The organism is Streptomyces niveiscabiei (genome assembly GCF_001419795.1).
GTDB classification, from domain to species: domain Bacteria; phylum Actinomycetota; class Actinomycetes; order Streptomycetales; family Streptomycetaceae; genus Streptomyces; species Streptomyces niveiscabiei.
This window is the reverse complement of the sequence record NZ_LIRL01000075.1, coordinates 1-23,414: the sequence shown is the minus strand read 5'-3', so window position 1 is coordinate 23,414 and position 23,414 is coordinate 1. Positions and strand designations below refer to the sequence as shown.

At 69.9% G+C, this 23,414-nt stretch carries 19 protein-coding genes and 1 pseudogene; 16 read left to right on the top strand and 4 right to left on the bottom strand.

All coding sequences use genetic code 11. The features are described from left to right. Positions 1 to 91: pseudogene (locus AOK24_RS50200) on the bottom strand (GNAT family N-acetyltransferase); the annotation flags it as partial. A gap of 98 nt (positions 92 to 189) precedes the next feature. Between AOK24_RS50200 and AOK24_RS04805 the strand changes: the two are divergent. Further along, entirely contained in the window at positions 190 to 1,503 is a 1,314-nt protein-coding gene (locus AOK24_RS04805; protein ID WP_055718811.1) for a geranylgeranyl reductase family protein, read from the top strand. A gap of 112 nt (positions 1,504 to 1,615) precedes the next feature. Here the strand turns inward: AOK24_RS04805 and def are convergent, their stop codons facing one another. Beyond that, positions 1,616 to 2,260, bottom strand: coding sequence for a peptide deformylase (gene def / locus AOK24_RS04800; protein WP_055718810.1), 645 nt, complete (start codon positions 2,258 to 2,260; stop codon positions 1,616 to 1,618). Positions 2,261 to 2,489: 229 nt separating this feature from the next. Then, complete coding sequence (locus AOK24_RS04795) at positions 2,490 to 3,323, bottom strand: C40 family peptidase (protein WP_055718809.1); 834 nt, start codon at positions 3,321 to 3,323, stop codon at positions 2,490 to 2,492. A gap of 666 nt (positions 3,324 to 3,989) precedes the next feature. Here AOK24_RS04795 and AOK24_RS04790 point away from each other — a divergent pair. The 15 genes from AOK24_RS04790 (at position 3,990) to recQ (ending at position 22,013) form a co-directional block, all read left to right on the top strand. Then, positions 3,990 to 4,349 carry an NADH-quinone oxidoreductase subunit A gene (locus AOK24_RS04790; protein ID WP_007383963.1) on the top strand — a complete coding sequence of 120 codons (360 nt, stop codon included), beginning with the start codon at positions 3,990 to 3,992 and terminating at the stop codon, positions 4,347 to 4,349. 13 nt (positions 4,350 to 4,362) lie between these two features. Next, on the top strand, positions 4,363 to 4,917 hold the full coding sequence (locus tag AOK24_RS04785; protein ID WP_010353976.1) for a NuoB/complex I 20 kDa subunit family protein: 555 nt from the start codon (positions 4,363 to 4,365) through the stop codon (positions 4,915 to 4,917). Beyond that, on the top strand, positions 4,914 to 5,648 hold the full coding sequence (locus AOK24_RS04780) for an NADH-quinone oxidoreductase subunit C (protein WP_055718808.1): 735 nt from the start codon (positions 4,914 to 4,916) through the stop codon (positions 5,646 to 5,648). Before AOK24_RS04785 ends, AOK24_RS04780 begins: the two co-directional genes overlap by 4 nt. Beyond that, a complete protein-coding gene (locus tag AOK24_RS04775) occupies positions 5,645 to 6,967 on the top strand; it encodes an NADH-quinone oxidoreductase subunit D (RefSeq protein ID WP_055718807.1) in 1,323 nt (440 codons plus the stop codon). The genes AOK24_RS04780 and AOK24_RS04775 overlap by 4 nt, the downstream gene beginning before the upstream one ends. Next, positions 6,964 to 7,734, top strand: a complete 771-nt coding sequence (gene nuoE, locus AOK24_RS04770; RefSeq protein WP_055718806.1) for an NADH-quinone oxidoreductase subunit NuoE — start codon at positions 6,964 to 6,966, stop codon at positions 7,732 to 7,734. Before AOK24_RS04775 ends, nuoE begins: the two co-directional genes overlap by 4 nt. Further along, the gene (nuoF, locus tag AOK24_RS04765; RefSeq protein WP_055718805.1) at positions 7,731 to 9,077 is read left to right on the top strand and encodes an NADH-quinone oxidoreductase subunit NuoF; all 1,347 of its coding nucleotides are present in this window, start codon (positions 7,731 to 7,733) and stop codon (positions 9,075 to 9,077) included. Before nuoE ends, nuoF begins: the two co-directional genes overlap by 4 nt. Beyond that, positions 9,074 to 11,575: an NADH-quinone oxidoreductase subunit G gene (locus AOK24_RS04760; RefSeq protein WP_055718804.1), complete on the top strand. Its 2,502-nt coding sequence runs from the start codon at positions 9,074 to 9,076 to the stop codon at positions 11,573 to 11,575. The genes nuoF and AOK24_RS04760 overlap by 4 nt, the downstream gene beginning before the upstream one ends. After that, the gene (nuoH, locus tag AOK24_RS04755; protein ID WP_055718803.1) at positions 11,572 to 12,936 is read left to right on the top strand and encodes an NADH-quinone oxidoreductase subunit NuoH; all 1,365 of its coding nucleotides are present in this window, start codon (positions 11,572 to 11,574) and stop codon (positions 12,934 to 12,936) included. The genes AOK24_RS04760 and nuoH overlap by 4 nt, the downstream gene beginning before the upstream one ends. Continuing rightward, positions 12,929 to 13,531 (top strand): NADH-quinone oxidoreductase subunit NuoI, encoded by a 603-nt coding sequence (nuoI, locus tag AOK24_RS04750; protein WP_055718802.1) that lies wholly within the window; start codon positions 12,929 to 12,931, stop codon positions 13,529 to 13,531. Before nuoH ends, nuoI begins: the two co-directional genes overlap by 8 nt. Next, positions 13,528 to 14,397 (top strand): NADH-quinone oxidoreductase subunit J, encoded by an 870-nt coding sequence (locus tag AOK24_RS04745; RefSeq protein WP_055718801.1) that lies wholly within the window; start codon positions 13,528 to 13,530, stop codon positions 14,395 to 14,397. The genes nuoI and AOK24_RS04745 overlap by 4 nt, the downstream gene beginning before the upstream one ends. Then, positions 14,394 to 14,693, top strand: coding sequence for an NADH-quinone oxidoreductase subunit NuoK (gene nuoK, locus AOK24_RS04740; protein WP_004927567.1), 300 nt, complete (start codon positions 14,394 to 14,396; stop codon positions 14,691 to 14,693). The genes AOK24_RS04745 and nuoK overlap by 4 nt, the downstream gene beginning before the upstream one ends. A 15-nt stretch (positions 14,694 to 14,708) precedes the next feature. Then, entirely contained in the window at positions 14,709 to 16,622 is a 1,914-nt protein-coding gene (nuoL, locus tag AOK24_RS04735) for an NADH-quinone oxidoreductase subunit L (protein ID WP_055718800.1), read from the top strand. A gap of 5 nt (positions 16,623 to 16,627) precedes the next feature. Then, positions 16,628 to 18,199, top strand: a complete 1,572-nt coding sequence (locus tag AOK24_RS04730) for an NADH-quinone oxidoreductase subunit M (RefSeq protein WP_055718799.1) — start codon at positions 16,628 to 16,630, stop codon at positions 18,197 to 18,199. Next, entirely contained in the window at positions 18,196 to 19,845 is a 1,650-nt protein-coding gene (gene nuoN, locus AOK24_RS04725; RefSeq protein ID WP_055718798.1) for an NADH-quinone oxidoreductase subunit NuoN, read from the top strand. Before AOK24_RS04730 ends, nuoN begins: the two co-directional genes overlap by 4 nt. A gap of 194 nt (positions 19,846 to 20,039) precedes the next feature. Beyond that, complete coding sequence (recQ, locus tag AOK24_RS04720; RefSeq protein WP_055718797.1) at positions 20,040 to 22,013, top strand: DNA helicase RecQ; 1,974 nt, start codon at positions 20,040 to 20,042, stop codon at positions 22,011 to 22,013. Between the two features lie 97 nt (positions 22,014 to 22,110). On the opposite strand, the gene AOK24_RS04715 is transcribed toward recQ, so the two are convergent. After that, positions 22,111 to 23,049 (bottom strand): M56 family metallopeptidase, encoded by a 939-nt coding sequence (locus AOK24_RS04715; RefSeq protein WP_055718796.1) that lies wholly within the window; start codon positions 23,047 to 23,049, stop codon positions 22,111 to 22,113. Positions 23,050 to 23,414 lie beyond the last annotated feature (365 nt).

Below are 23,414 nucleotides of genomic sequence, written 5' to 3'. Positions count from 1 at the left end.
TGACGTCCGGGTGGTCGAAGGTCCGGTGCCAGGCGACGGCGTCCTCGTCGGTGGGGACGCGCAGCCGTACTACGGGAAGAGCCAGGTTCACGGGGGCAACCCTTCAGCCGGGTGATCAATTCTGCTGAATAGACTGCCCATGTCCAGTGCCGGTCGGCACGCAGATTCCGAACTTGGGGAGATCCCGCCGTGACCGTCGTGACTGATCCTCACTCCGAAAACACCGCGCCTCTCTCCGGGAACACCGCCGATGTGATCGTCGTCGGCGCTGGGCCGGCCGGCTCGACGACCGCGTACTACCTCGCCAAGGCCGGACTCGATGTCCTGCTGCTGGAGAAGACCGAGTTCCCCCGCGAGAAGGTCTGCGGCGACGGCCTCACGCCGCGCGCCACGAAACAGCTCGTCGCCATGGGGATCGACATCTCCGAGGAGGCCGGCTGGCTGCGCAACAAGGGCCTCAGGATCATCGGCGGCGGCGTACGGCTCCAGCTCGACTGGCCCGAGCTCGCGTCGTACCCGGACTACGGACTCGTCCGCAAGCGCGACGACTTCGACGAGCAGCTCGCCCGGCAGGCGCAGAAGGCGGGGGCTCGGCTGTACGAGCGGTGCAACGTGGGGGCGCCGATCGTCGACGACCGGACCGGCCGGATCACCGGTGTGCACGCGAAGTTGGGGGAGGAGAAGCGCGAAGTCACCTTCCACGCGCCCCTCGTGGTCGCCGCCGACGGCAACTCCACGCGGCTGTCCCTCGCGATGGGGCTGCACCGGCGCGAGGACCGGCCGATGGGCGTCGCCGTCCGGACGTACTTCGAGAGCCCCCGGCACGAGGACGACTACCTGGAGTCCTGGCTGGAGCTGTGGGACCGGCGCGGGGCCGAGGACCGGCTGCTGCCCGGGTACGGGTGGATCTTCGGCATGGGCGACGGGACCTCCAACGTCGGGCTCGGTGTCCTCAACACCTCCGATTCCTTCAAGGAGTTGGACTGGCGCGAGGTCCTCAAGGCGTGGTGCGCGTCGATGCCCGAGGAGTGGGGGTACACGCCGGACAACATGACCGGGCCGATCCGCGGGGCCGCGCTGCCGATGGCCTTCAACCGCCAACCCCACTACACCAAGGGGCTGTTGCTCGTCGGTGACGCCGGCGGGCTGGTCAACCCCTTCAACGGCGAGGGCATCGCGTACGCCATGGAGTCCGGGCAGATCGCCGCGGACGTCATCGTCCAGGCGCACGCGCGCGCGACGCCGGCCCAGCGGGAGATCGCGCTCCAGAGGTACCCGCAGGTGCTCAAGGACACGTACGGGGGGTACTACACGCTGGGCCGCGCCTTCGTGAAGCTCATCGGGAACCCGAAGGTCATGAAGATCGCGGCCCAGCGGGGGCTGACTCACCCGGTGCTGATGAAGTTCACGCTGAAGATGCTGGCGAACCTGACGGATCCCACCGGGGGTGACGCGATGGACCGGATCATCAACGGGCTGAGCAAGGTAGCTCCCAAGGCGTAGCGGGGTAGTACCACAGGGGTGCCGCTTTTACGCCGGTGGGCGGGTGCGGCATCCGTCGTGGTTGTTCGCGCCCACGCGGCGGTAGCCGCAGATCAGACACAGCCCCGCGCCCCTAGGGACGTTGTCCTGCTGCCCGTTCCAATGCCTCCGCGTTAGCTGCCCTCTGGGCGAACACCATCTCCCTGCGGTCCGTCATCTGCCGCAGGGCCTCCTTCCGGTCCCGCTTCGACAGCCGGTCCAGATACATGTGCCCGTTCACATGGTCCGTCTCATGCGCGAGGCACCGCGCGAAGTACCCGGTGCCCTCGACCGTGACGGGGGCGCCGGCCCTGTCGTAGCCGTGGACCACCGCGAAGTCGGGACGCGGTACGTCCATCACCGCGCCCGGCACGGAGAGGCAGCCCTCGTCGTCGTCCAGGAGGCGGCGGCCGGCCGCGGGGAGGGGCGCGAGGACCGGGTTGACGATGTGGCCGACATGGCGGACGCCCTCGTCGTCGGGGCAGTCGTACACGAACAGGCGCAGATCGACGCCCACTTGGTTCGCCGCGAGGCCCGCGCCGTTGGCGAGGTACATCGTCAGGAACATGTCGTCGATCAGCGCGGCGAGGTCGGGGCCGAACTCGGTGACGTCACGGCACGGCCGGTGCAGGACCTCTTCACCGACCTCGGTGATCCGGCGCACCCGCCCCTGCCGGGCCTCGGGCGCGTGCCGGGGATAGGAGTCGACGGGGCGACCCTGGACGAAAACGCTGGGCATGGCTGGTTCTCCCTCTGCCTGCTGACCGCCTGTCGATCAGCGCGAGGGGAGAAACGCGTCGGACCCGGCCGAAGTTCCGCGCCGGGAGGGTGCACGGCACAGGGCCACACACGGCACAGGGCCACGCGAGGAAGGGCCGCTGCCCCCGAGCGGCTGCGGCCCTGCACCTCAGGTATGACCCGGGTAGTACCCCCGGCTCGGAGCGCCTCAGACTCAGAGCGCCTCGGACTCAGAGCACCCGCACCGCACCGCTCGCCGGGTACCCGGACAGGTCCTGGATGACGACCCCCTTGGAGGGGTTCGCCGCGTCGAGGTACTTCCCGGCGCCGAGGTAGACGCCGACGTGGTACGCCGACCCCTTGCCACCCCAGTACAGGATGTCGCCGGGCTGGATGTTCGACAGGGACACGTCGGTCCCGTAGTTCGACTGGTCCTCGGAGACGCGCGGCAGGTCGACACCGACCTGTTTGAACGCGGCCTGCACGAGCCCGGAGCAGTCCCAGGCGTTCGGCCCGGTGCCACCGAGCACGTACGCGTCGCCGACCTGCGCCTTGAGGAAGTCGATGACGGTCGCGACGCTGCCGCTGGCCGGCGTGGCGACACTGTCCGACGACGACGAGCCGCTCAGGCTCGCGCGGGTCTCGGAGCGGGACACGGCGGCCTCGGCGGCGGCCTTGCGGGCCTCCTCGTCGGCCTTCTTCTTGGCCTCGGCCTGCTTCGCCGCAGCCAGGTCCTGCGCGGCCTCCTTGGCGGCAGCGGCGGCGGCCGAGTCGCGCTCGGCCTGGAGCTGGTAGTTGGCAGCGGCCTGCTGCGTGAACTGGGCGGCCTGCTCGACCTGCGCGGACAGGTCGGCGGTCAGCGTGGGCAGTTCCAGCGTCTGCGTCACCGTCGCGTCGGCAGCGTTGGCCGAACCCGCCGCGGTGGCGACGGCCAGCGTGCCGAGGACACCACTGGCGACTCCGGCACGCACCGCGATCGAGGACGCGTTGCGGCGGGGCTTTCGGTGGCTACGTATGTGAGCGGTGTGGGACATGAGTCCAACCGGTATCAAAAGCTCCTCCATACCTTCAAGGAACGTGTCCTGCGCCACACTTGTTCAATCGACGCCTCAACTTCCGTGCCGCGATTTCTTTATTGACGCCGTAACGGACATAGCGGACCTGGGCGTTCAGGGCTGTGATCACTGCCTTTCGCTGTTACGCCCGAATTGCCCGCTGCCTACCATTCGTTGAGGTCGTTGGCCAAGCCTGGTTTCGGAGCGCCCTGTTCCGATGTGGCGCAGGTCACGGAACGGTTACCGGAACGTCTGCGTCCGGCGCTCGTGAATGTGTGCACGCGTCCACAGCCGCGGCCGGTTCCCTCTGACGTGTGAACGGGGTCCACTATCAACCCCCTTCGTCCAGGGCCAATTTGGATGCAAGGGAACTCTCTTGATATAGAGACTCCCCCTGCGGACGGTCACTGACGAGCGGAAATGTCACACCGCGTGATCGTTTCGGCGCCCCATGTGCCAAGATCCGCGCCGATATGACTTCATGATCCTTCGTCAGGTGGTGGAGATCACAAAGCTTGTGCAATACCCCGTGTCGCAGATCACAGAGCGACGGGCATAGGATGCGGGGCAGTTGGGCTTGTGACCTGCTTCACATGTTCGCGATCTTCGCGGTTCACCCAATGTTTCTCATGCAACCCGCCAACAGTCAGTGCCGACTGAGAGGAGCGAGGAGCGGTGAACGCCTATGCGCCCATCCTCGTACTGGGAGCCCTCGGGGCAGGCTTTGCGATCTTCTCCGTGGTCATGGCCACGCTTATCGGGCCGAAGCGCTACAACCGCGCGAAGCTCGAAGCCTACGAGTGCGGAATCGAGCCGACCCCCACGCCGGCCGGCGGCGGGCGTTTCCCCATCAAGTACTACCTGACGGCGATGCTCTTCATCGTCTTCGACATCGAGATCGTCTTCCTCTACCCCTGGGCCGTCACCTTCGACGCCCTGGGTGTCTTCGGGCTCGTGGAGATGCTGCTCTTCGTGCTCACCGTCTTCGTCGCCTACGCGTACGTCTGGCGGCGCGGCGGCCTGGAATGGGACTGAGGGGCCTTTAGCCATGGGACTCGAAGAAAAGCTGCCGAGCGGCTTCCTGCTGACCACCGTCGAACAGGCCGCGGGCTGGGTGCGCAAGGCGTCCGTCTTCCCCGCCACCTTCGGCCTCGCCTGCTGCGCCATCGAGATGATGACGACCGGAGCCGGGCGCTACGACCTCGCCCGCTTCGGCATGGAGGTCTTCCGGGGCTCGCCCCGCCAGGCCGACCTGATGATCGTCGCCGGCCGGGTCAGCCAGAAGATGGCGCCGGTCCTGCGGCAGGTCTACGACCAGATGCCGAACCCCAAGTGGGTCATCTCCATGGGCGTGTGCGCGTCCTCGGGCGGCATGTTCAACAACTACGCGATCGTCCAGGGCGTCGACCACATCGTCCCCGTGGACATCTACCTGCCCGGCTGCCCGCCGCGCCCCGAGATGCTGATGGACGCGATCCTCAAGCTCCACCAGAAGATCCAGCACACCAAACTCGGCGTGAACGCCGAGGAAGCGGCCCGCGAGGCGGAGGAGGCGGCGCTCAAGGCGCTCCCCCTCATCGAGATGAAGGGGCTGCTGCGATGACCGACGCGAACGGCACCAACCCCGAGAAGGACCTCAGCGCCGCCAACCTCCCCGGCCAGCGCGGCGACCAGGGCGAGGAGATCCGCGTCCAGCGCGGCATGTTCGGCGCGAACAACGGCGGCGACACCTCCGGATACGGCGGCCTGGTCCGCTCGGTCCGCCTGCCGGGCGCCTCGACGCGGCCGTACGGCGGCTGGTTCGACGAGGTCGCCGACGAACTCGAAGGCGCCCTGGAGGAACAGGGGCTGCTCCCGGACAACGCGATCGGCAAGACCGTCGTCGACCGGGACGAACTCACCTTCCACGTCGAGCGCGAGCACCTCGTCCGCGTCGCCCGCACGCTGCGCGACGACCCGGCGCTGCGCTTCGAACTGTGCACCGGCGTCAGCGGCGTCCACTACCCGCACGACAAGGGCCGCGAGCTGCACGCCGTCTACCACCTGCGCTCGATCACCCACAACCGGCTGATCCGCCTGGAGGTCAGCGCCCCGGACGCCGACCCGCGCATCCCGTCCCTCGTCCCCGTCTACCCGACGAACGACTGGCACGAGCGCGAGACGTACGACTTCTTCGGGATCGTCTTCGACGGCCACCCGGCCCTGACGCGGATCATGATGCCGGACGACTGGCAGGGCCACCCGCAGCGCAAGGACTACCCCCTCGGCGGCATCCCCGTCGAGTACAAGGGCGCCCAGATCCCGGCTCCGGACCAGCGGAGGTCGTACTCGTGAGCACGTCGCACGCAACTCCCCGTGAGACCACGGAAGGCTCCGTCTACACGGTCACCGGAGGCGACTGGGACGAGATCGTCCAGTCCGCGGCCCGCGCCGACGACGAGCGCATCGTCGTCAACATGGGCCCCCAGCACCCCTCCACGCACGGGGTGCTCCGCCTCATCCTGGAGATCGACGGCGAGACGGTCACCGAGGCCCGCTGCGGCATCGGCTACCTGCACACCGGCATCGAGAAGAACCTCGAGTTCCGTACGTGGACGCAAGGCACGACCTTCGTCACGCGCATGGACTACCTGACGTCCTTCTTCAACGAGACCGCCTACTGTCTCGCCGTCGAGAAGCTCCTCGGCATCGAGGACCAGATCCCCGAGCGCGCCGAGATCATCCGGGTCCTGCTGATGGAGCTGAACCGGCTCTCCTCGCACCTGGTGTGCATCGCCACCGGCGGCATGGAACTCGGCGCCACCACGATCATGATCTACGGATTCCGCGATCGTGAAATGATTCTCGACATCTACGAGCTCATCACGGGCCTGCGGATGAACCACGCGTACATCCGCCCCGGCGGACTCGCGCAGGACCTGCCGCCCGGCGCGGTGGACCAGATCCGCGAGTTCGTGAAGAAGATGAAGAAGAACCTCCCGGAGTACGACAAGCTCGCCACCGGGAACCCCATCTTCAAGGCCCGCATGCAGAACGTCGGCCACCTCGACCTGGCCGGCTGCATGGCCCTCGGCGCCACCGGCCCGATCCTGCGCTCCACCGGCCTCCCGCACGACCTGCGCAAGACGCAGCCCTACTGCGGGTACGAGACCTACGAGTTCGACGTCCCGACCGCCGACACCTGCGACTCCTACGGGCGCTTCCTGATCCGCCTGGAGGAGATGCGCCAGTCGCTGCGCATCGTCGAACAGTGCCTGGACCGGCTCCAGCCGGGCCCGGTCATGGTCGGCGACAAGAAGATCGCCTGGCCCGCCCAACTGGCCCTCGGGCCCGACGGGCTGGGCAACTCCCTCGACCACATCAAGAAGATCATGGGCACCTCCATGGAGGCCCTGATCCACCACTTCAAGCTGGTCACCGAGGGCTTCCGGGTCCCGCCGGGTCAGGCGTACGCGGCCGTCGAGTCCCCCAAGGGCGAACTCGGGGTGCACGCCGTCTCCGACGGGGGCACCCGTCCCTTCCGGGTCCACTTCCGCGACCCGTCCTTCACCAACCTGCAAGCCATGGCGGCGATGTGCGAGGGCGGCCAGGTCGCCGACGTGATCGTCGCCGTCGCGTCCATCGACCCCGTGATGGGAGGCGTCGACCGGTGACCACCTCTTCCCCCCGACAGGGCGTCGGCCTGGGCATGCCCGAACTGCCCGCCGCCCCCTACCCGGACGACGTACGGGCCCGCCTGGAGGCGGACGCGCGCGAGGTGATCGCCCGCTACCCCGACTCCCGCTCCGCGCTCCTGCCGCTGCTGCACCTCGTGCAGTCCGAGGAGGGCCATGTCACCCGCACCGGGATGAAGTTCTGCGCGGACGTGCTCGGCCTGACCACGGCCGAGGTCACCGCCGTCGCGACCTTCTACACCATGTACCGGCGCCGGCCGAGCGGCGACTACCAGGTCGGCGTCTGCACCAACACGCTGTGCGCGGTGATGGGCGGCGACGCGATCTTCGACTCGCTCCAGGAGCACCTGGGCGTCGGGAACGGAGAGACCACGGACGACGGGAAGGTCACGCTGGAGCACATCGAGTGCAACGCGGCCTGCGACTTCGCGCCCGTCGTGATGGTCAACTGGGAGTTCTTCGACAACCAGACCGTCGAGAGCGCCAAGAGCCTCGTCGACGACCTGCGGGCCGGCCGGACGGTGTCCCCCACGCGCGGGGCGCCGCTGTGCACCTTCAAGGACACCGCCCGCATCCTGGCGGGCTTCCCCGACGAGCGCGAGGGCGCGGTCGAGGCGAGCGGCGGTGCGGGACCCGCCTCGCTGGTGGGCCTCCGCCTGGCCAGGGGAGAGACCGCACCCGCGCGCGTGGTCCACCCGCGTGAGGAACCCGAGCACCGGCCCGCCGCCGAGGAGGGGGAGGGATGACATTGGCACCCGAACTGAAAGGCAGCAGCCCCGAGAAGCTGCTGGCACCCGTGCTGTCGGCCTTCTGGGACGAGGAGCGGTCCTGGTCGCTCGACGTGTACCGGAGGCACGAGGGGTACGAGGGGTTGCGCAAGGCCCTAGCCATGTCGCCGGACGACCTGATCGCGTACGTCAAGGACTCCGGACTGAGGGGGCGCGGCGGGGCAGGGTTCCCGACGGGGATGAAATGGCAGTTCATTCCCCAGGGTGACGGCAAACCGCACTATCTAGTTGTCAACGCCGACGAATCGGAGCCGGGGACCTGCAAGGACATCCCGCTCCTCTTCGCGAACCCGCACAGCCTCATCGAGGGCATCGTCATCGCGTGTTGGGCCATCAGGTCGTCGCATGCCTTCATCTACTTGCGGGGTGAGACCGTCCCCGTTCTGCGGCGGTTGCACGAGGCCGTACGCGAGGCGTACGCGGCGGGCTATCTCGGCGAGAACATCCTGGGCAGCGGGCTCGATCTCCAGCTCACCGTGCACGCCGGGGCCGGCGCGTACATCTGCGGTGAGGAGACCGCGCTGCTCGACTCGCTCGAAGGCCGCCGGGGTCAACCGCGGCTGCGTCCTCCCTTCCCTGCCGTCGAGGGGCTCTATGCCTGCCCCACTGTCGTGAACAACGTCGAGTCGATCGCTTCGGTTCCCGCGATCCTCAATCGCGGAAAAGAATGGTTCCGCTCGATGGGCAGCGAGAAGTCCCCGGGCTTCACGCTGTACTCCCTCTCGGGCCACGTCGCGAGCCCCGGCCAGTACGAGGCGCCGCTCGGCATCACGCTGCGCCAGCTGCTGGAGATGAGCGGCGGGATGCGCCCCGGGCACCGGCTGAAGTTCTGGACGCCGGGCGGCTCCTCCACGCCGATGTTCACCGACGAGCACCTCGACGTCCCCCTCGACTACGAGGGCGTCGGCGCGGCCGGCTCGATGCTCGGCACGAAGGCGCTCCAGTGCTTCGACGAGACGACCTGCGTGGTGCGCGCGGTGACCCGGTGGACCGAGTTCTACGCCCACGAGTCCTGCGGCAAGTGCACGCCCTGCCGTGAAGGCACCTACTGGCTCGTGCAGTTGCTGCGCGACATCGAGGCCGGCAAGGGCGTCATGAGCGACCTCGACAAGCTGAACGACATCGCCGACAACATCAACGGCAAGTCGTTCTGCGCCCTCGGCGACGGCGCCGCCTCGCCGATCTTCTCCTCGCTGAAGTACTTCCGCGAGGAGTACGAGCAGCACATCACCGGCCGGGGCTGCCCCTTCGACCCGGCCAAGTCGACGGCCTGGGCGGACCGCCCGGAGGTGAACGCATGACCGTGACCACTAGCGCTCCCTCAGGTGGCGGGGAGGCGGCGGTGCCGCGGGAAGATCTCGTGACGCTGACGATCGACGGCGCCGAGATCAGCGTGCCCAAGGGCACCCTGGTCATCCGCGCCGCCGAGCAGCTCGGCATCGAGATCCCCCGGTTCTGCGACCACCCCCTCCTCGACCCGGCCGGCGCCTGCCGGCAGTGCATCGTCGAGGTCGAGGGCCAGCGCAAGCCGATGGCGTCCTGCACGATCAGCTGCACCGACGGCATGGTCGTCAAGACGCACCTCACCTCCCCGGTCGCCGAGAAGGCCCAGCACGGGGTGATGGAGCTGCTGCTCATCAACCACCCGCTGGACTGCCCGGTCTGCGACAAGGGCGGCGAGTGCCCCCTCCAGAACCAGGCCATGTCGCACGGCCAGGCGGAGTCCCGCTTCGAGGGCCGCAAGCGGACGTACGAGAAGCCGGTGCCGATCTCCGCGCAGGTCCTGCTGGACCGCGAGCGGTGCGTGCTGTGCGCGCGCTGCACCCGGTTCTCCAACCAGGTCGCGGGCGACCCGATGATCGAGCTGATCGAACGGGGTGCCCTTCAGCAGGTCGGTACGGGCGAAGGCGATCAGTTCGAGTCGTACTTCTCCGGGAACACGATCCAGATCTGTCCCGTCGGAGCGCTCACCTCGGCCGCGTACCGGTTCCGTTCGCGCCCCTTCGACCTGGTGTCGTCGCCCTCGGTGTGCGAGCACTGCGCGGGCGGCTGCGCGACGCGTACGGACCACCGGCGCGGGAAGGTCATGCGGCGGCTGGCGCAGAACGATCCCGAGGTCAACGAGGAGTGGATCTGCGACAAGGGGCGCTTCGGGTTCCGGTACGCGCAGCAGCGCGACCGGCTGGAGACGCCGCTGATCCGCAACGCCGAGGGCGACCTGGTGCCCGCCTCCTGGCCGGAGGCCCTCCAGATCGCCGCTCAGGGACTGCTCGCCTCGCGCGGGCGCACGGGCGTGCTGACCGGCGGCCGGCTCACTGTCGAGGACGCGTACGCGTACAGCAAGTTCGCGCGCGTGGCGCTCGACACGCACGACATCGACTTCCGCGCGCGCGTGCACAGCGGCGAGGAGGCCGACTTCCTGGCCTCCCAGGTCGCCGGGCGCGGCCGGGACCTCGACGGTACGGGCGTGTCGTACGCGGACCTGGAGAAGGCGCCGGCCGTCCTGCTGGTCGGCTTCGAGTCCGAGGAGGAGGCGCCCGGCGTCTTCCTGCGGCTGCGCAAGGCGTGGCGCAAGACCGGGCTGAAGGTGTTCTCGCTGGCCACGCACGCGACGCGCGGGCTGGCGAAGGCGGGCGGCACGCTGCTGCCGGCCGCTCCCGGCACCGAGACCGAGTGGCTGGACGCCCTCGCGGCCGGCAGCGGCCTGGAGACGCCCGGAGGGGTCGCCGCCGAGGCGCTGCGGGCCGAGGGCGCCGTCATCGTCGTAGGGGAGCGTCTGGCGGGCGTCGCGGGGGGGCTTACGGCCGCCGTGCGGGCCGCCTCGGCGACCGGGGCGCGGCTCGTGTGGATCCCGCGCCGGGCCGGCGAGCGTGGCGCCCTGGAGGCCGGGGCGCTGCCCGCGCTGCTGCCCGGCGGACGCCCGGCGACCGACCCGCGCGCGCGTGAGGAGGTCGCCGCCGTCTGGGGGCTCGCCGAACTCCCGCACGGGTACGGCCGCGACACCGGCCAGATCGTCGAGGCCGCCGTCGCCGGGGAGCTCCAGGCGCTGCTGGTGGCCGGCGTCGAGGTCGCCGACCTGCCCGACCCCGCGCGGGCGCGTACGGCGCTCGACGAGGTGGGCTTCCTGGTCTCCCTGGAGCTGCGGCCCAGCGAGATCACCGAGCGCGCCGACGTCGTCCTGCCGGTCGCGGCGGTCGCCGAGAAGCCGGGCGCGTTCCTCAACTGGGAGGGCAGGGTGCGGTTCTTCGACGCCGCCCTCAAGCCCGAGCAGATGACGCGCCGGCTGCCTCCGAGCGACGCGCGCGTGCTCCAGATGCTGGCCGACGCCATGGACATCCACCTGGGCCTGCCCGACCTGCGCACCACGCGCGCGGAGATCGACCGGCTGGGCGCCTGGGACGGGCAGCGGGCCGCCGAGCCGAACGAGACCGGGGGAGCGCTCCCGAGGCCCGCCGCCGGTGAGGCCGTCCTCGCGGGCCACCGGCTCCTCCTCGACCAGGGGCTCCTCCAGGAGGGCGACTCGGCGCTCGCCGCGACCCGGCACGCCTCCTACGCGCGCGTGTCGGCCGCCACGGCCGCCGAGGCGGGGGTGAAGGACGGCGACCTGCTGGCCGTCACCGGCGCGACCGGGACCGTCGAACTGCCGCTGGCCGTCACCGAGATGCCCGACCGGGTGGTGTGGCTCCCGCTCAACTCGGCGGGCGCGGGCGTCGCCTCGGACACCGGGGCCCGGCCCGGAACCCTCGTCCGCATCGGCCCGGCGACGCCCGCCGACGCCCCCAAGGAGGTGGAGGCATGAGCCCGTACCTCGCGGCGGAAGACCTCTCGATGTTCGGCCGTGACCCCTGGTGGCTGGTCGTGATCAAGGCGGTGTTCTGCTTCGCGTTCCTGATGGTGACCGTGCTGTTCTCCATCGTCTGGGAGCGCAAGGTCGTCGCCTGGATGCAGCTGCGCATCGGCCCCAACCGGCACGGCCCCTGGGGCATGCTCCAGTCGCTCGCCGACGGCATCAAGCTGATGCTGAAGGAAGACGTCATCGTCAAGCGCGCGGACAAGGTCGTCTACGTCCTCGCGCCGATCGTCGCCGCCATCCCCGCGTTCATGGCGATCGCGGTGATCCCCTTCGGCCCGGCCGGCAACGAGGTCTCGATCTTCGGCCACCGGACGACGATGCAGCTCACCGACCTGCCGATCGCGATGCTGTACATCCTCGCGGTCGCCTCGGTCGGCATCTACGGCATCGTGCTCGCGGGCTGGAGCTCCGGGTCGACGTACCCGCTGCTCGGCGGCCTGCGCTCGGCCGCGCAGATGATCTCGTACGAGATCGCGATGGGCGCCGCGTTCGCCTCGGTGTTCCTGTACTCGGGGTCGATGTCGACGTCGACGATCGTCGAGCAGCAGAGCGACCGCTGGTACATCCTGCTGCTGCCGGTGTCGTTCATCCTGTACATCGTCACGATGGTCGGCGAGACCAACCGCGCACCCTTCGACATGCCGGAGTCCGAGGGCGACCTCGTCGGCGGCTTCAACACCGAGTACTCGTCGATCAAGTTCGCGATGTTCATGCTCGCCGAGTACGTCAACATGGTGACCGTCTCGGCCGTCGCCACCACCCTCTTCCTCGGCGGCTGGCGGGCCCCCTGGCCGATCAGCGGCTTCTGGGAGGGCGCGAACCACGGCTGGTGGCCGATGCTCTGGTTCGTCGTCAAGGTGCAGCTGCTGCTGTTCTTCTTCATCTGGCTGCGCGGCACGCTCCCGCGCGTGCGCTACGACCAGCTGATGAAGCTCGGCTGGAAGGTGCTGCTGCCGGTCTCGATGGTGTGGCTGATGCTCGTCGCCACCATGCGGACCCTGCGCAACGAGAACTACGGCTTCACCGACATCGCCCTGTACGTGGCCGGCGGGCTGATCGCCGTCCTGCTGATCTCCTTCGTCGCCGACGTCTTCCGCGACAAGGCGCGGAAGGGCGCCGAACTCCCCGCCGAACCGGTCGGGTTCGACCCGATGGCGGGCGGATTCCCGGTGCCGCCGCTGCCCGGACAGGAGCTTCCGCCGGTGCCCCGGCGCCGGTCCCGCCAGGAGCGGGAGCTGATTGTCAGTGGTGGGGTCGATACTCAGAGTGACGGACCTCGTGACGGAAAGGAGGCGTCCGATGGCTGAGGAGCCCAAGGAGACCGCACCCGGTTTCCAGAACCCCGTCGCCGGCTTCGGCGTGACCTTCAAGGCCATGTTCAAGAAGCGGCTCACGGAGCAGTACCCGGAGCAGCAGAAGACCACCGCCCCGCGGTTCCACGGACGGCATCAGCTCAACCGCCATCCGGACGGCCTGGAGAAGTGCGTCGGCTGTGAACTGTGCGCCTGGGCCTGCCCCGCCGACGCGATCTACGTCGAGGGCGCGGACAACACCGACGAGGAGCGCTACTCCCCGGGCGAGCGCTACGGCCGCGTCTACCAGATCAACTACGCCCGCTGCATCCTGTGCGGCCTGTGCATCGAGGCGTGCCCCACGCGCGCGCTGACGATGACCAACGAGTTCGAACTCGCCGACTCCAGCCGCGCGAACCTCATCTACACCAAGGAACAGCTCCTCGCGGGCCTCGACGACAACATGGTCGACACGCCCCACGCGATCTACCCGGGGACGGACGAGCAGGACTACTACCGGGGCCTCGTGACTGAGGCCGCGCCCGGTACGGAGCGCCAGGTCGCCGTCTCCAAGGGCGAGAAGCCGGAAGAAGAAGGGGCGGACGCATGAACACGCTGGCCGCCTACTCGACGTCCACCGGCGAGGCGTTCCAGTTCTGGACGCTCGGTACGGTCGCGGTGATCGGCGCCCTGTGCACCGTCTTCATGAGGCGGGCCGTCCACAGCGCGCTGTGCCTCGCCGGGACCATGATCATCCTCGCGGTGTTCTACCTCGCCAACGGCGCCTACTTCCTCGGCATCGTGCAGATCGTCGTCTACACGGGCGCGATCATGATGCTGTTCCTGTTCGTCGTGATGCTGGTCGGCGTCACCGCCGCCGACTCCCTGAAGGAGACCATCAAGGGGCAGCGCTGGCTCGCTCTGCTGAGCGGCCTCGGCTTCGGGATCCTGCTGGTCGGCGGCATCGGGAACGCCTCGCTGAGCGAGTTCAACGGCCTCGCGCAGGCGAACGCGAACGGCAACGTTGAGGGCCTCGCGACCCTCATCTTCACGAAGTACGTGTTCGCCTTCGAGATCACCGGCGCGCTGCTCATCACGGCGGCCGTCGGCGCGATGGTCCTCACCCACCGCGAGCGCACCGAGCGCGCCAAGACCCAGCGCGAGCTGGCCGAGCAGCGCGTGCGCGAGGGCAAGCACCTCCCGCCGCTCCCGGCGCCCGGCGTGTACGCGCGCCACAACGCCGTCGACATCGCGGGCCTGCTGCCCGACGGCACGCCGTCCGAGCTGACCGTCAGCAAGACCCTGCGCGACCGCGGCCAGATCCGGGACGTGTCCACCGAGGCGATCGCCGACCTCAAGGCCCTCCAGCAGCGCTCCGAGGAGCGCCTGGAGCGCGACGAGATCGAGCCGCCGCGCTTCGGGCGCGAGACGCGTGAGACGCGCGAGACCCGCGAGGCAGAGGAGGCGTCGCAGTGAACCCCGTCAACTACCTGTACCTCGCCGCCCTGTTGTTCACGATCGGCGCGACCGGAGTGCTCATCCGGCGCAACGCCATCGTCGTCTTCATGTGCGTCGAGCTGATGCTGAACGCCTGCAACCTCGCGTTCGTCGCCTTCTCCCGGATGCACGGCAACCTCGACGGCCAGATCATCGCCTTCTTCACGATGGTCGTCGCCGCGGCGGAGGTCGTGGTCGGACTCGCGATCATCGTGTCGCTGTTCCGCTCCCGCCACTCGGCCTCGGTCGACGACGCCAGCCTGATGAAGCTGTAAGGGGTCGGAAGAAACGTGGAGAACCTCATCGCGCTGCTGATCGCGGCGCCCCTGCTCGGAGCGGCCGTCCTGCTCACCGGAGGCCGCCGGCTCGACGCCGTCGGCCACTGGATCGGCACGCTCCTGTCGGCCGTCTCCTTCGTGTTCGGCCTGATCCTCTTCGCGGACCTGCTCGGCAAGGACGCCGAGCACCGCACGCTGCACCAGCACCTGTTCAGCTGGATCCCCGTCGAGGGCTTCCAGGCGGACGTCGCGTTCCGCCTCGACCAGCTGTCCATGACGTTCGTGCTGCTGATCACGGGCGTCGGCTCGCTGATCCACCTGTACTCGATCGGGTACATGGAGCACGACGACCGGCGCCGCCGCTTCTTCGGCTACCTGAACCTGTTCCTCGCGGCGATGCTGATCCTGGTCCTCGCCGACAACTACCTCCTGCTGTACGTCGGCTGGGAGGGCGTGGGCCTCGCCTCGTTCCTGCTCATCGGGTTCTGGCAGCACAAGCCCAGCGCCGCGACGGCCGCCAAGAAGGCGTTCCTGGTCAACCGGGTCGGCGACATGGGCCTGTCGATCGCGATCATGCTGATGTTCACGACCTTCGGGACGTTCGCCTTCGGCCCGCTCCTCGGCACGCACACCGAACCCGGTGTCGCCGCCGACGCGAGCGAGGGCAAGCTCACCGCGATCGCCCTGATGCTGCTGCTCGCGGCCTGCGGCAAGTCCGCGCAGGTGCCGCTCCAGTCCTGGCTGGGGGACGCCATGGAGGGCCCGACGCCCGTGTCGGCGCTCATCCACGCGGCGACGATGGTCACCGCGGGCGTGTACCTGATCGTCCGCTCGGCGGCGGTCTTCAACGCCGCGCCGGACGCGCAGCTCGTCGTCACCATCGTCGGCGCGGTCACGCTGCTGTTCGGTGCGATCGTCGGTTGCGCGAAGGACGACATCAAGAAGGCCCTCGCCGGGTCGACGATGTCGCAGATCGGCTACATGGTCCTCGCGGCCGGCCTCGGCCCCATCGGGTACGTCTACGCGATCATGCACCTGGTGACGCACGGCTTCTTCAAGGCCGGGCTCTTCCTCGGCGCGGGCTCCGTCATGCACGGCATGAACGACGAGGTCGACATGCGCAGGTACGGCGGCCTCCGGAAGTACATGCCGGTCACGTTCATCACGTTCGGCCTCGGCTACCTCGCGATCATCGGGTTCCCGGGCCTGTCCGGCTTCTTCTCCAAGGACAAGATCATCGAGGCGGCGTTCGCCAAGGGCGGCACCGAGGGCTGGATCCTCGGCGGCGCGGCCCTGCTGGGCGCGGCCATCACGGCGTACTACATGACGCGCGTGATGCTGATGACGTTCTTCGGCGAGAAGCGCTGGCAGCCGGACGCGGACGGCAACGAGCCGCACCCGCACGAGTCCCCGAAGTCGATGACGATCCCCATGATCGTGCTGGCCTTCGGCTCGGTCTTCGCGGGCGGCGTGTTCGGCGTCGGCGACCGCTTCCTGCACTGGCTGGAGCCGGTCACCGGCCACGACCACGGCGACGCGCCCATCAGCGCCGCGACGGTCACCTCGGCGACGGTCGCCGTCATGGTCGTCGGCGTCGCCCTGGCGTACCTCCAGTACGGCCGCAGGCCCGTCCCGGCCGTCGCCCCGCGCGGGTCGCTGCTCACCCGGGCCGCCCGCCGCGACCTCCTCCAGGACGACTTCAACCACGTCGTCCTGGTGCGCGGCGGCGAGCACCTCACGCGCTCGCTGGTGTACGTCGACCACACCCTGGTCGACGGCGTCGTCAACGGCACCGCGGCCGGCTTCGGCGGCCTGTCCGGACGGCTGCGGCGCCTCCAGAACGGCTTCGCGCGCTCCTACGCGGTCTCGATGTTCGGCGGCGCGGCGGTCCTGGTCGCCGCGACGCTGCTGATGAGGGCGGTCTGATACCGATGTCCTTTCCCCTGCTGACAGCGACGGCGGTGCTCCCCGCCGTCGGGGCGATCGCCACGGCCGCCGTACCGGCCGCGAGGCGCAACGCGGCGAAGTCGCTCGCGCTGCTCGTCTCGCTCGGCACGCTCGCCCTCGCGATCGCGATCCTGGTCCGCTTCGACCCCGACGGAGACCGCTACCAGCTCACCGAGTCCCACTCCTGGATCAAGGAGTTCGGGGTCCGCTACGAACTGGGCGTCGACGGCATCGCGGTGGCGCTCATCGCGCTGACCGCGCTGCTCATCCCGTTCATCATCCTGGCCGGCTGGAACGACGCCGACCCGCTGGAGACCGGCAGCAGGCGCTGGCGGCCCACCCAGGGCTTCTTCGCGCTGATCCTGGCCGTCGAGGCGATGGTGATCATCTCCTTCGAGGCCACCGACGTCTTCCTCTTCTACATCTTCTTCGAGGCCATGCTCATCCCGATGTACTTCCTCATCGGAGGCTTCGGGGACCGCGCGCACGAGCACGGCGAGGAGGCGGCGTCCACCCAACGGTCGTACGCGGCCGTCAAGTTCCTGCTCTACAACCTGGTCGGCGGCCTGATCATGCTGGCCGCCGTGATCGGCCTGTACGTGGTCGCGGGCAACTTCAGCCTCCAGGAGATCGCCGCCGCGCGGGCGAACGGCTCGCTCGACATGGCGACCAACACGGAGCGCTGGCTGTTCCTCGGCTTCTTCTTCGCCTTCGCGGTAAAGGCCCCGCTGTGGCCGCTGCACACCTGGCTGCCGAACGCGATGGGCGAGGCCACGGCTCCGGTCGCGGTGCTCATCACGGCCGTTGTTGACAAAGTCGGCACATTCGCGATGCTCCGTTTCTGTCTCCAGCTCTTCCCAGAGGCGTCGAAATGGGCAACTCCGGTCATTCTCGTGCTCGCCCTGATCAGCATCATCTACGGCGCCCTGCTCGCCGTCGGGCAGCGTGACATCAAGCGGCTGGTCGCCTACGCGTCGATCTCGCACTTCGGGTTCATCGTGCTCGGCATCTTCGCGATGACCAGCCAGGGCCAGTCCGGGGCGACGCTCTACATGGTCAACCACGGCATCTCCACGGCCGCCCTGATGCTCGTCGCCGGGTTCCTGATCTCCCGGCGCGGCTCGCGGCTCATCGCCGACTACGGCGGCGTCCAGAAGGTCGCCCCGGTGCTCGCCGGGACGTTCCTGATCGGCGGCCTCGCCACCCTCTCGCTGCCGGGCCTCGCGCCCTTCGTGAGCGAGTTCCTGGTGCTGGTCGGCGCGTTCGCGCGCTACCCCGTCGTAGGGATCATCGCCACCTTCGGGATCGTGCTCGCCGCGCTGTACACGCTCGTCCTCTACCAGCGGACGATGACCGGCCCGGTGAAGCCCGAGGTCGCGTCGATGCCGGATCTGAGGATCAGGGAGATCGCGGTCGTCACGCCGCTGATCGTCCTGCTCGTCGTCCTCGGCGTCTACCCGAAGCCGATCGCGGACGTCGTGAACCCGGCGGTCAAGCAGACGCTGTCCGACGTGAACAAGAAGGACCCCCAGCCCGAGGTGGAGGCGGCCAGGTGAGCGCAACTGTCGTCCACAGCCTGTGGACAACCGCGGCCGATCCGATCACGAAGATCGACGCGCCGAAGATCGAATACGGGCAATTGTCGCCCACCCTGATCGTCGTGGGCGCGGCGGTCGTCGGGATCCTCGTCGAGGCGTTCGTGCCGCGGAAGTCCCGCTACTACGCCCAGCTGTTCGTCTCCGTCGTCGCCCTGTGCGCCGCGTTCGCGGCCGTCGTCGCCCTCGCGGCGAAGGGGTACGGCACCACGCGCGCGGGGATCGCCGCGATGGGCGCCATCGCCGTCGACGGGCCGGCGCTCTTCCTCCAGGGCACGATCCTGCTCGCCGCCCTGGTCGGCCTGTTCACCTTCGCCGAACGCCGCCTCGACCCCGAGACGCACGGCAACCGGGTCGACTCGTTCGCCGCGCAGGGCGCCGCCGTACCCGGCAGCGACAGCGAACAGGCCGCCGTCAAGGCCGGGTTCACGACCACCGAGGTGTTCCCGCTGCTGCTCTTCGCGGTCGCGGGCATGCTGGTCTTCCCGGCCGCCAACGACCTGCTGACCCTCTTCATCGCCCTTGAGGTCTTCTCCCTCCCGCTGTACCTGCTGTGCGCGCTCGCGCGCAGGAAGCGGCTCCTGTCGCAGGAAGCGGCCGTCAAGTACTTCCTGCTCGGCGCGTTCGCCTCCGCGTTCACCCTGTTCGGCATCGCCCTGCTGTACGGGTACGCCGGTTCCGTCTCCTACGGCACCATCGCGCAGGTCGTCGACGGCACCGTCAAGTCCGTCGACCCCGCGCTCGCCGACACCATGGGCAACGACGCGCTCCTGCTCATCGGCGCCGCGCTGCTGGTCATGGGCCTGCTGTTCAAGGTCGGCGCCGTGCCGTTCCACATGTGGACGCCGGACGTCTACCAGGGCGCGCCCACGCCGGTCACCGGGTTCATGGCCGCCGCCACCAAGGTCGCCGCGTTCGGGGCGCTGCTGCGGGTCCTGTACGTCATCCTGCCGGGGCTCAGGTGGGACTGGCGGCCGGTGATGTGGGGCGTCGCGATCGTCACGATGCTGGGCGGCGCGATCGTCGCCATCACCCAGACCGACATCAAGCGGCTGCTGGCGTACTCGTCCATCGCGCACGCCGGGTTCATCCTCGCGGGTGTCATCGCGACGACGCCCGACGGGGTCTCCTCGGTGCTCTTCTACCTCGCCGCGTACTCCTTCGTGACGATCGGCGCGTTCGCGGTGGTCACGCTGGTCCGCGACGCGGGCGGCGAGGCGACCCACCTGTCCAAGTGGGCCGGCCTGGGCCGCCGGTCACCTCTGGTGGCCGCCGTCTTCGCCGTGTTCCTGCTGGCCTTCGCCGGCATCCCGCTGACCTCCGGGTTCGCGGGCAAGTTCGCCGTCTTCAAGGCAGCGGCGGAAGGGGGCGCGGCGCCGCTCGTCGTGGTCGGTGTGATCTCGTCCGCCATCGCCGCGTTCTTCTACATCCGGGTGATCGTCCTGATGTTCTTCAGCGAGCCCCGCCCGGACGGGCCGACGGTCGCCGTCCCCTCACCGCTGACCATGACCGCGATCGGGGTAGGGGTGGCGGTGACGCTCGTGCTCGGCGTGGCGCCGCAGTACTTCCTCGACCTGGCGGGCCAGGCGGGGGTGTTCGTGCGCTGAGGCCGCGCGCGGTGCGTGTACGACGGCCTGGTGCCCTTCTTCCGGGGGGTGCCGGGCCGTCGGCGTGCCGGGGCGGGTGCGGGCGCCGGTTCCCGGACCGGCCTGTGGATAACTCCGTGGGTGTCGGCGCGGGGGCCTATCGTGGGAGGCACGTGGAGGCAGTGGTTCGAGGGACGACGGGTGGGATCGGCGTTATGGCGGAGGCGGTAGGGGTCGCGGGGTCGGCGGCGGGGGAGAGCGAGGCGCTCGCCGCGCTGCACCGGGTGTTCGGGTACGACAGTTTCCGGGGCGAGCAGGCGGCGATCGTCGATCATGTGATCGGCGGCGGGGACGCGGTCGTGCTGATGCCGACCGGCGGCGGAAAGTCGCTGTGCTACCAGATTCCCGCGCTGGTCAGAGCCGGTACGGGAATCGTCGTGTCGCCGCTCATCGCGCTCATGCAGGACCAGGTCGACGCCCTGCGCGCGGTCGGCGTGCGGGCCGGGTTCATCAACTCGACGCAGGACTTCGACGAGCGTCGTCTCGTGGAGGCCGAGTTCGCGGCAGGCGAGCTGGACCTGCTCTACCTCGCGCCCGAGCGCCTGCGCCTCGACAGCACGCTGGACCTCCTCTCGCGCGGCAAGATCGCCGTCTTCGCGATCGACGAGGCGCACTGCGTCTCCCAGTGGGGCCACGACTTCCGCCCCGACTACCTGGCCCTGTCCCTCCTGGGCGAGCGCTGGCCGGACGTCCCGCGCATCGCCCTGACGGCGACGGCGACGAAGGCCACGCACCAGGAGATCGTCCAGCGCCTCGGCATGCCGGCCGCCCGGCACTTCGTCGCCAGTTTCGACCGGCCCAACATCCAGTACCGCATCGTCCCGAAGGCCGACCCGAAGAAGCAGCTCCTGGCGTTCCTGCGCGAGGAGCACGCGGGCGACGCCGGCATCGTGTACTGCCTCTCGCGCAACTCGGTCGAGAAGACCGCCGAGTTCCTGGCGGCCAACGGCATCGCGGCCGTGCCCTACCACGCGGGGCTCGACGCGGGCACCCGCGCCAGGCACCAGTCCCGGTTCCTGCGCGAGGACGGCCTCACCGTCGTCGCGACCATCGCCTTCGGCATGGGCATCGACAAGCCGGACGTCCGCTTCGTCGCCCACCTCGACCTGCCGAAGTCCGTCGAGGGGTACTACCAGGAGACCGGCCGCGCGGGGCGCGACGGGCTGCCGTCCACGGCGTGGATGGCGTACGGCCTCAACGACGTCATCCAGCAGCGCAAGCTGATCCAGTCCGGCGAGGGCGACGAGGCGTTCCGGCGCCGCGCGCAGTCCCACCTCGACGCGATGCTCGCGCTGTGCGAGACCGCGCGGTGCCGGCGCGGCCAGCTCCTGAACTACTTCGGCCAGGACCCCGACCCCGTCGGCTGCGGCAACTGCGACACATGCCTGACCCCGCCGGAGACCTGGGACGGCACGGTGGCCGCGCAGAAGGTCCTCTCCACCGTCGTCCGTCTCCAGCGCGAGCGCGGCCAGAAGTTCGGCGCGGTCCAGATCATCGACATCCTGCTCGGCAAGCGCACGGGCAAGGTCATCCAGTTCGACCACGACCAGCTCTCCGTCTTCGGCATCGGCCAGGACCTCGCGGACGGCGAATGGCGGGGCGTCATCCGGCAGTTGCTCGCCCAGGGCCTCCTCGCGGTCGAGGGCGAGTACGGCACGCTGGTCCTCACAGAGGACAGCGGGACCGTCCTGCGCCACGAACGGGACGTACCGCTGCGCAAGGAGCCGAAGAAGGCGCCGACCGCCAAGACGTCCTCCTCCGGTTCCGGGAAGAGCGGCAAGGCCAAGGCGGCCGTCGTCGAACTGCCGCCCCACCTCCAGCCCGCCTTCGAGGCCCTGCGCGCCTGGCGCGCCGAACAGGCCCGCGAGCAGGGCGTCCCGGCGTACGTCATCTTCCACGACGCGACCCTCCGCGAGATCGTCTCCGCGTGGCCGACGTCGGTACGGGAGCTTGCGGGGATCAGCGGGGTGGGCGAGAAGAAACTGGTGACCTACGGCGAGGGCGTCGTGGCAGCGCTGGCGGAACTGGGCGGGGCACCCGGGGGCGCCGAGGCGAAGCCGACGCAGGGTGCCGGGGCGGCGGAGGACGACTTCTGGGGCGAGCCGGAGGAGGAGCCGGACTGGTCGTAGGGGCGGCTGCCGGGCCGGAGGGTGCCTGGTCAGGGGTGGCCGGGGGCCATGTCCGCCCGCACTGGCCGCCCGCGCTGTCCGGCACCCCCGCCGCGCGCTATGTCAGCGCGGACAACCCCGGCGCGAACGTGATCAGCAGCGGCAGCAGGGGGATCAGGGCGGCCACCGTCGTCGTCAGCGCCCGGTGCCGGCGCAGCAGGCGCGGCGGGGGCTGGAGGAGGCGGTCCACGCGCTCGCCCAGGAGGCGGTGGCTGGAGGCGCAGGACAGGACGCCCCGGTGCTGGTTCAGCTCGATGAGCGCGAGGGCCGTCGTGAGGTGCCCGCAGCGCCGCGACGCCGTGTCGTCCGCGGCGAGTTCGACGAGCCGGTGGGTCTGGTCGCAGAAGTGGGCGAAGAGGGGGACGCGCGGGAAGCCGGTCGCGAGGGCCGTCGAGAGGTGCAGCAGCCAGTCGTGGTGGGCGCGGGCGTGCCCCTTCTCGTGGGTGAGGACGGCGTCGAGCTGGTGCGCGGTGAGCCGGTTCAGCGCGCCGGTGGTGACGATCAGCTGGGGCGGGCTGCCGGGCAGCCACCAGGCGTCCGGGTACTCGTCCTCCAGGACCAGCAGGGGCCCGCGCGCGGAGGGCAGCCCCGCCGGGAGGTCCGGCGCCCGCTCCCGCAGCAGCGCCCGGTCCCGGACGCGCCGCCGCCGGGCCTCGACCAGCTCCCGCCCGAGCATCGCCGTCGTCCACGCGGCCCCGCACGCCAGCAGCAGCGTCAGGACGACCGCCCACACGGGCGCGGCCGACAGGTCGTACGCCTCGGTCACCTCCTGGGGCGCGGGCGCGAACAGCTGCGTACGGACCGTGTGGAAGACCGCGGCGGCGCCCAGCGTCAACGCGGTGACGCAGCACAGGAGTACGGTCGCGACGAGGCACTGCCACACCCACAGCCCCACCACGGGCTCCCGCTCCGGCCACCGCGCCCGCGTCAGCGCGCGCGGCACCGGCACCGCGGCCGTCAGCCCGACGGCACTCAGCAGAAGCAGACAGACGGTCATCCCACGGTTTCCGGATTCTGCTCGGAGGGCGTACACGGTTGTGCGGTGAACCAGCCGGCCGGCGTCGCGCTCCCCGACCCGGCCGGGCGGCACCCCGGCCTCACGGGTCCTCGCGGCCAGTATGACCGCGCGCCCCCGGCACCGTCAGCCCTTTGGGAGTGAGGCCCGCGCAACTCGCGCCCGCGCGCGGACAGCCGTACCCCCGCCCGGAGGCGGACAGCACCCCACACACCCCACACACCCCACCACTCCGCACATGACACCCCTTTAGGTCAGATACGGGAAGTTATCCACAGGCTGGGACGCAATCTTGACGGAGCGGTGCGAACAGGGCGACTCTGGGCGGGTGCCGGAGGGCCTCGGGG

Excerpts from the sequence above, each read along its gene's own strand:
- def (WP_055718810.1), bottom strand. The coding sequence starts at position 2,260 with ATGCCCAGCGTTTTCGTCCAGGGTCGCCCCGTCGACTCCTATCCCCGG.
- AOK24_RS04795 (WP_055718809.1), bottom strand. The coding sequence starts at position 3,323 with ATGGAGGAGCTTTTGATACCGGTTGGACTCATGTCCCACACCGCTCAC.
- AOK24_RS04785 (WP_010353976.1), top strand. The coding sequence starts at position 4,363 with ATGGGACTCGAAGAAAAGCTGCCGAGCGGCTTCCTGCTGACCACCGTC.
- AOK24_RS04780 (WP_055718808.1), top strand. The coding sequence starts at position 4,914 with ATGACCGACGCGAACGGCACCAACCCCGAGAAGGACCTCAGCGCCGCC.
- nuoF (WP_055718805.1), top strand. The coding sequence starts at position 7,731 with ATGACATTGGCACCCGAACTGAAAGGCAGCAGCCCCGAGAAGCTGCTG.
- AOK24_RS04760 (WP_055718804.1), top strand. The coding sequence starts at position 9,074 with ATGACCGTGACCACTAGCGCTCCCTCAGGTGGCGGGGAGGCGGCGGTG.
- nuoH (WP_055718803.1), top strand. The coding sequence starts at position 11,572 with ATGAGCCCGTACCTCGCGGCGGAAGACCTCTCGATGTTCGGCCGTGAC.
- nuoI (WP_055718802.1), top strand. The coding sequence starts at position 12,929 with ATGGCTGAGGAGCCCAAGGAGACCGCACCCGGTTTCCAGAACCCCGTC.
- AOK24_RS04745 (WP_055718801.1), top strand. The coding sequence starts at position 13,528 with ATGAACACGCTGGCCGCCTACTCGACGTCCACCGGCGAGGCGTTCCAG.
- AOK24_RS04730 (WP_055718799.1), top strand. The coding sequence starts at position 16,628 with ATGTCCTTTCCCCTGCTGACAGCGACGGCGGTGCTCCCCGCCGTCGGG.
- recQ (WP_055718797.1), top strand. The coding sequence starts at position 20,040 with ATGGCGGAGGCGGTAGGGGTCGCGGGGTCGGCGGCGGGGGAGAGCGAG.
- AOK24_RS04715 (WP_055718796.1), bottom strand. The coding sequence starts at position 23,049 with ATGACCGTCTGTCTGCTTCTGCTGAGTGCCGTCGGGCTGACGGCCGCG.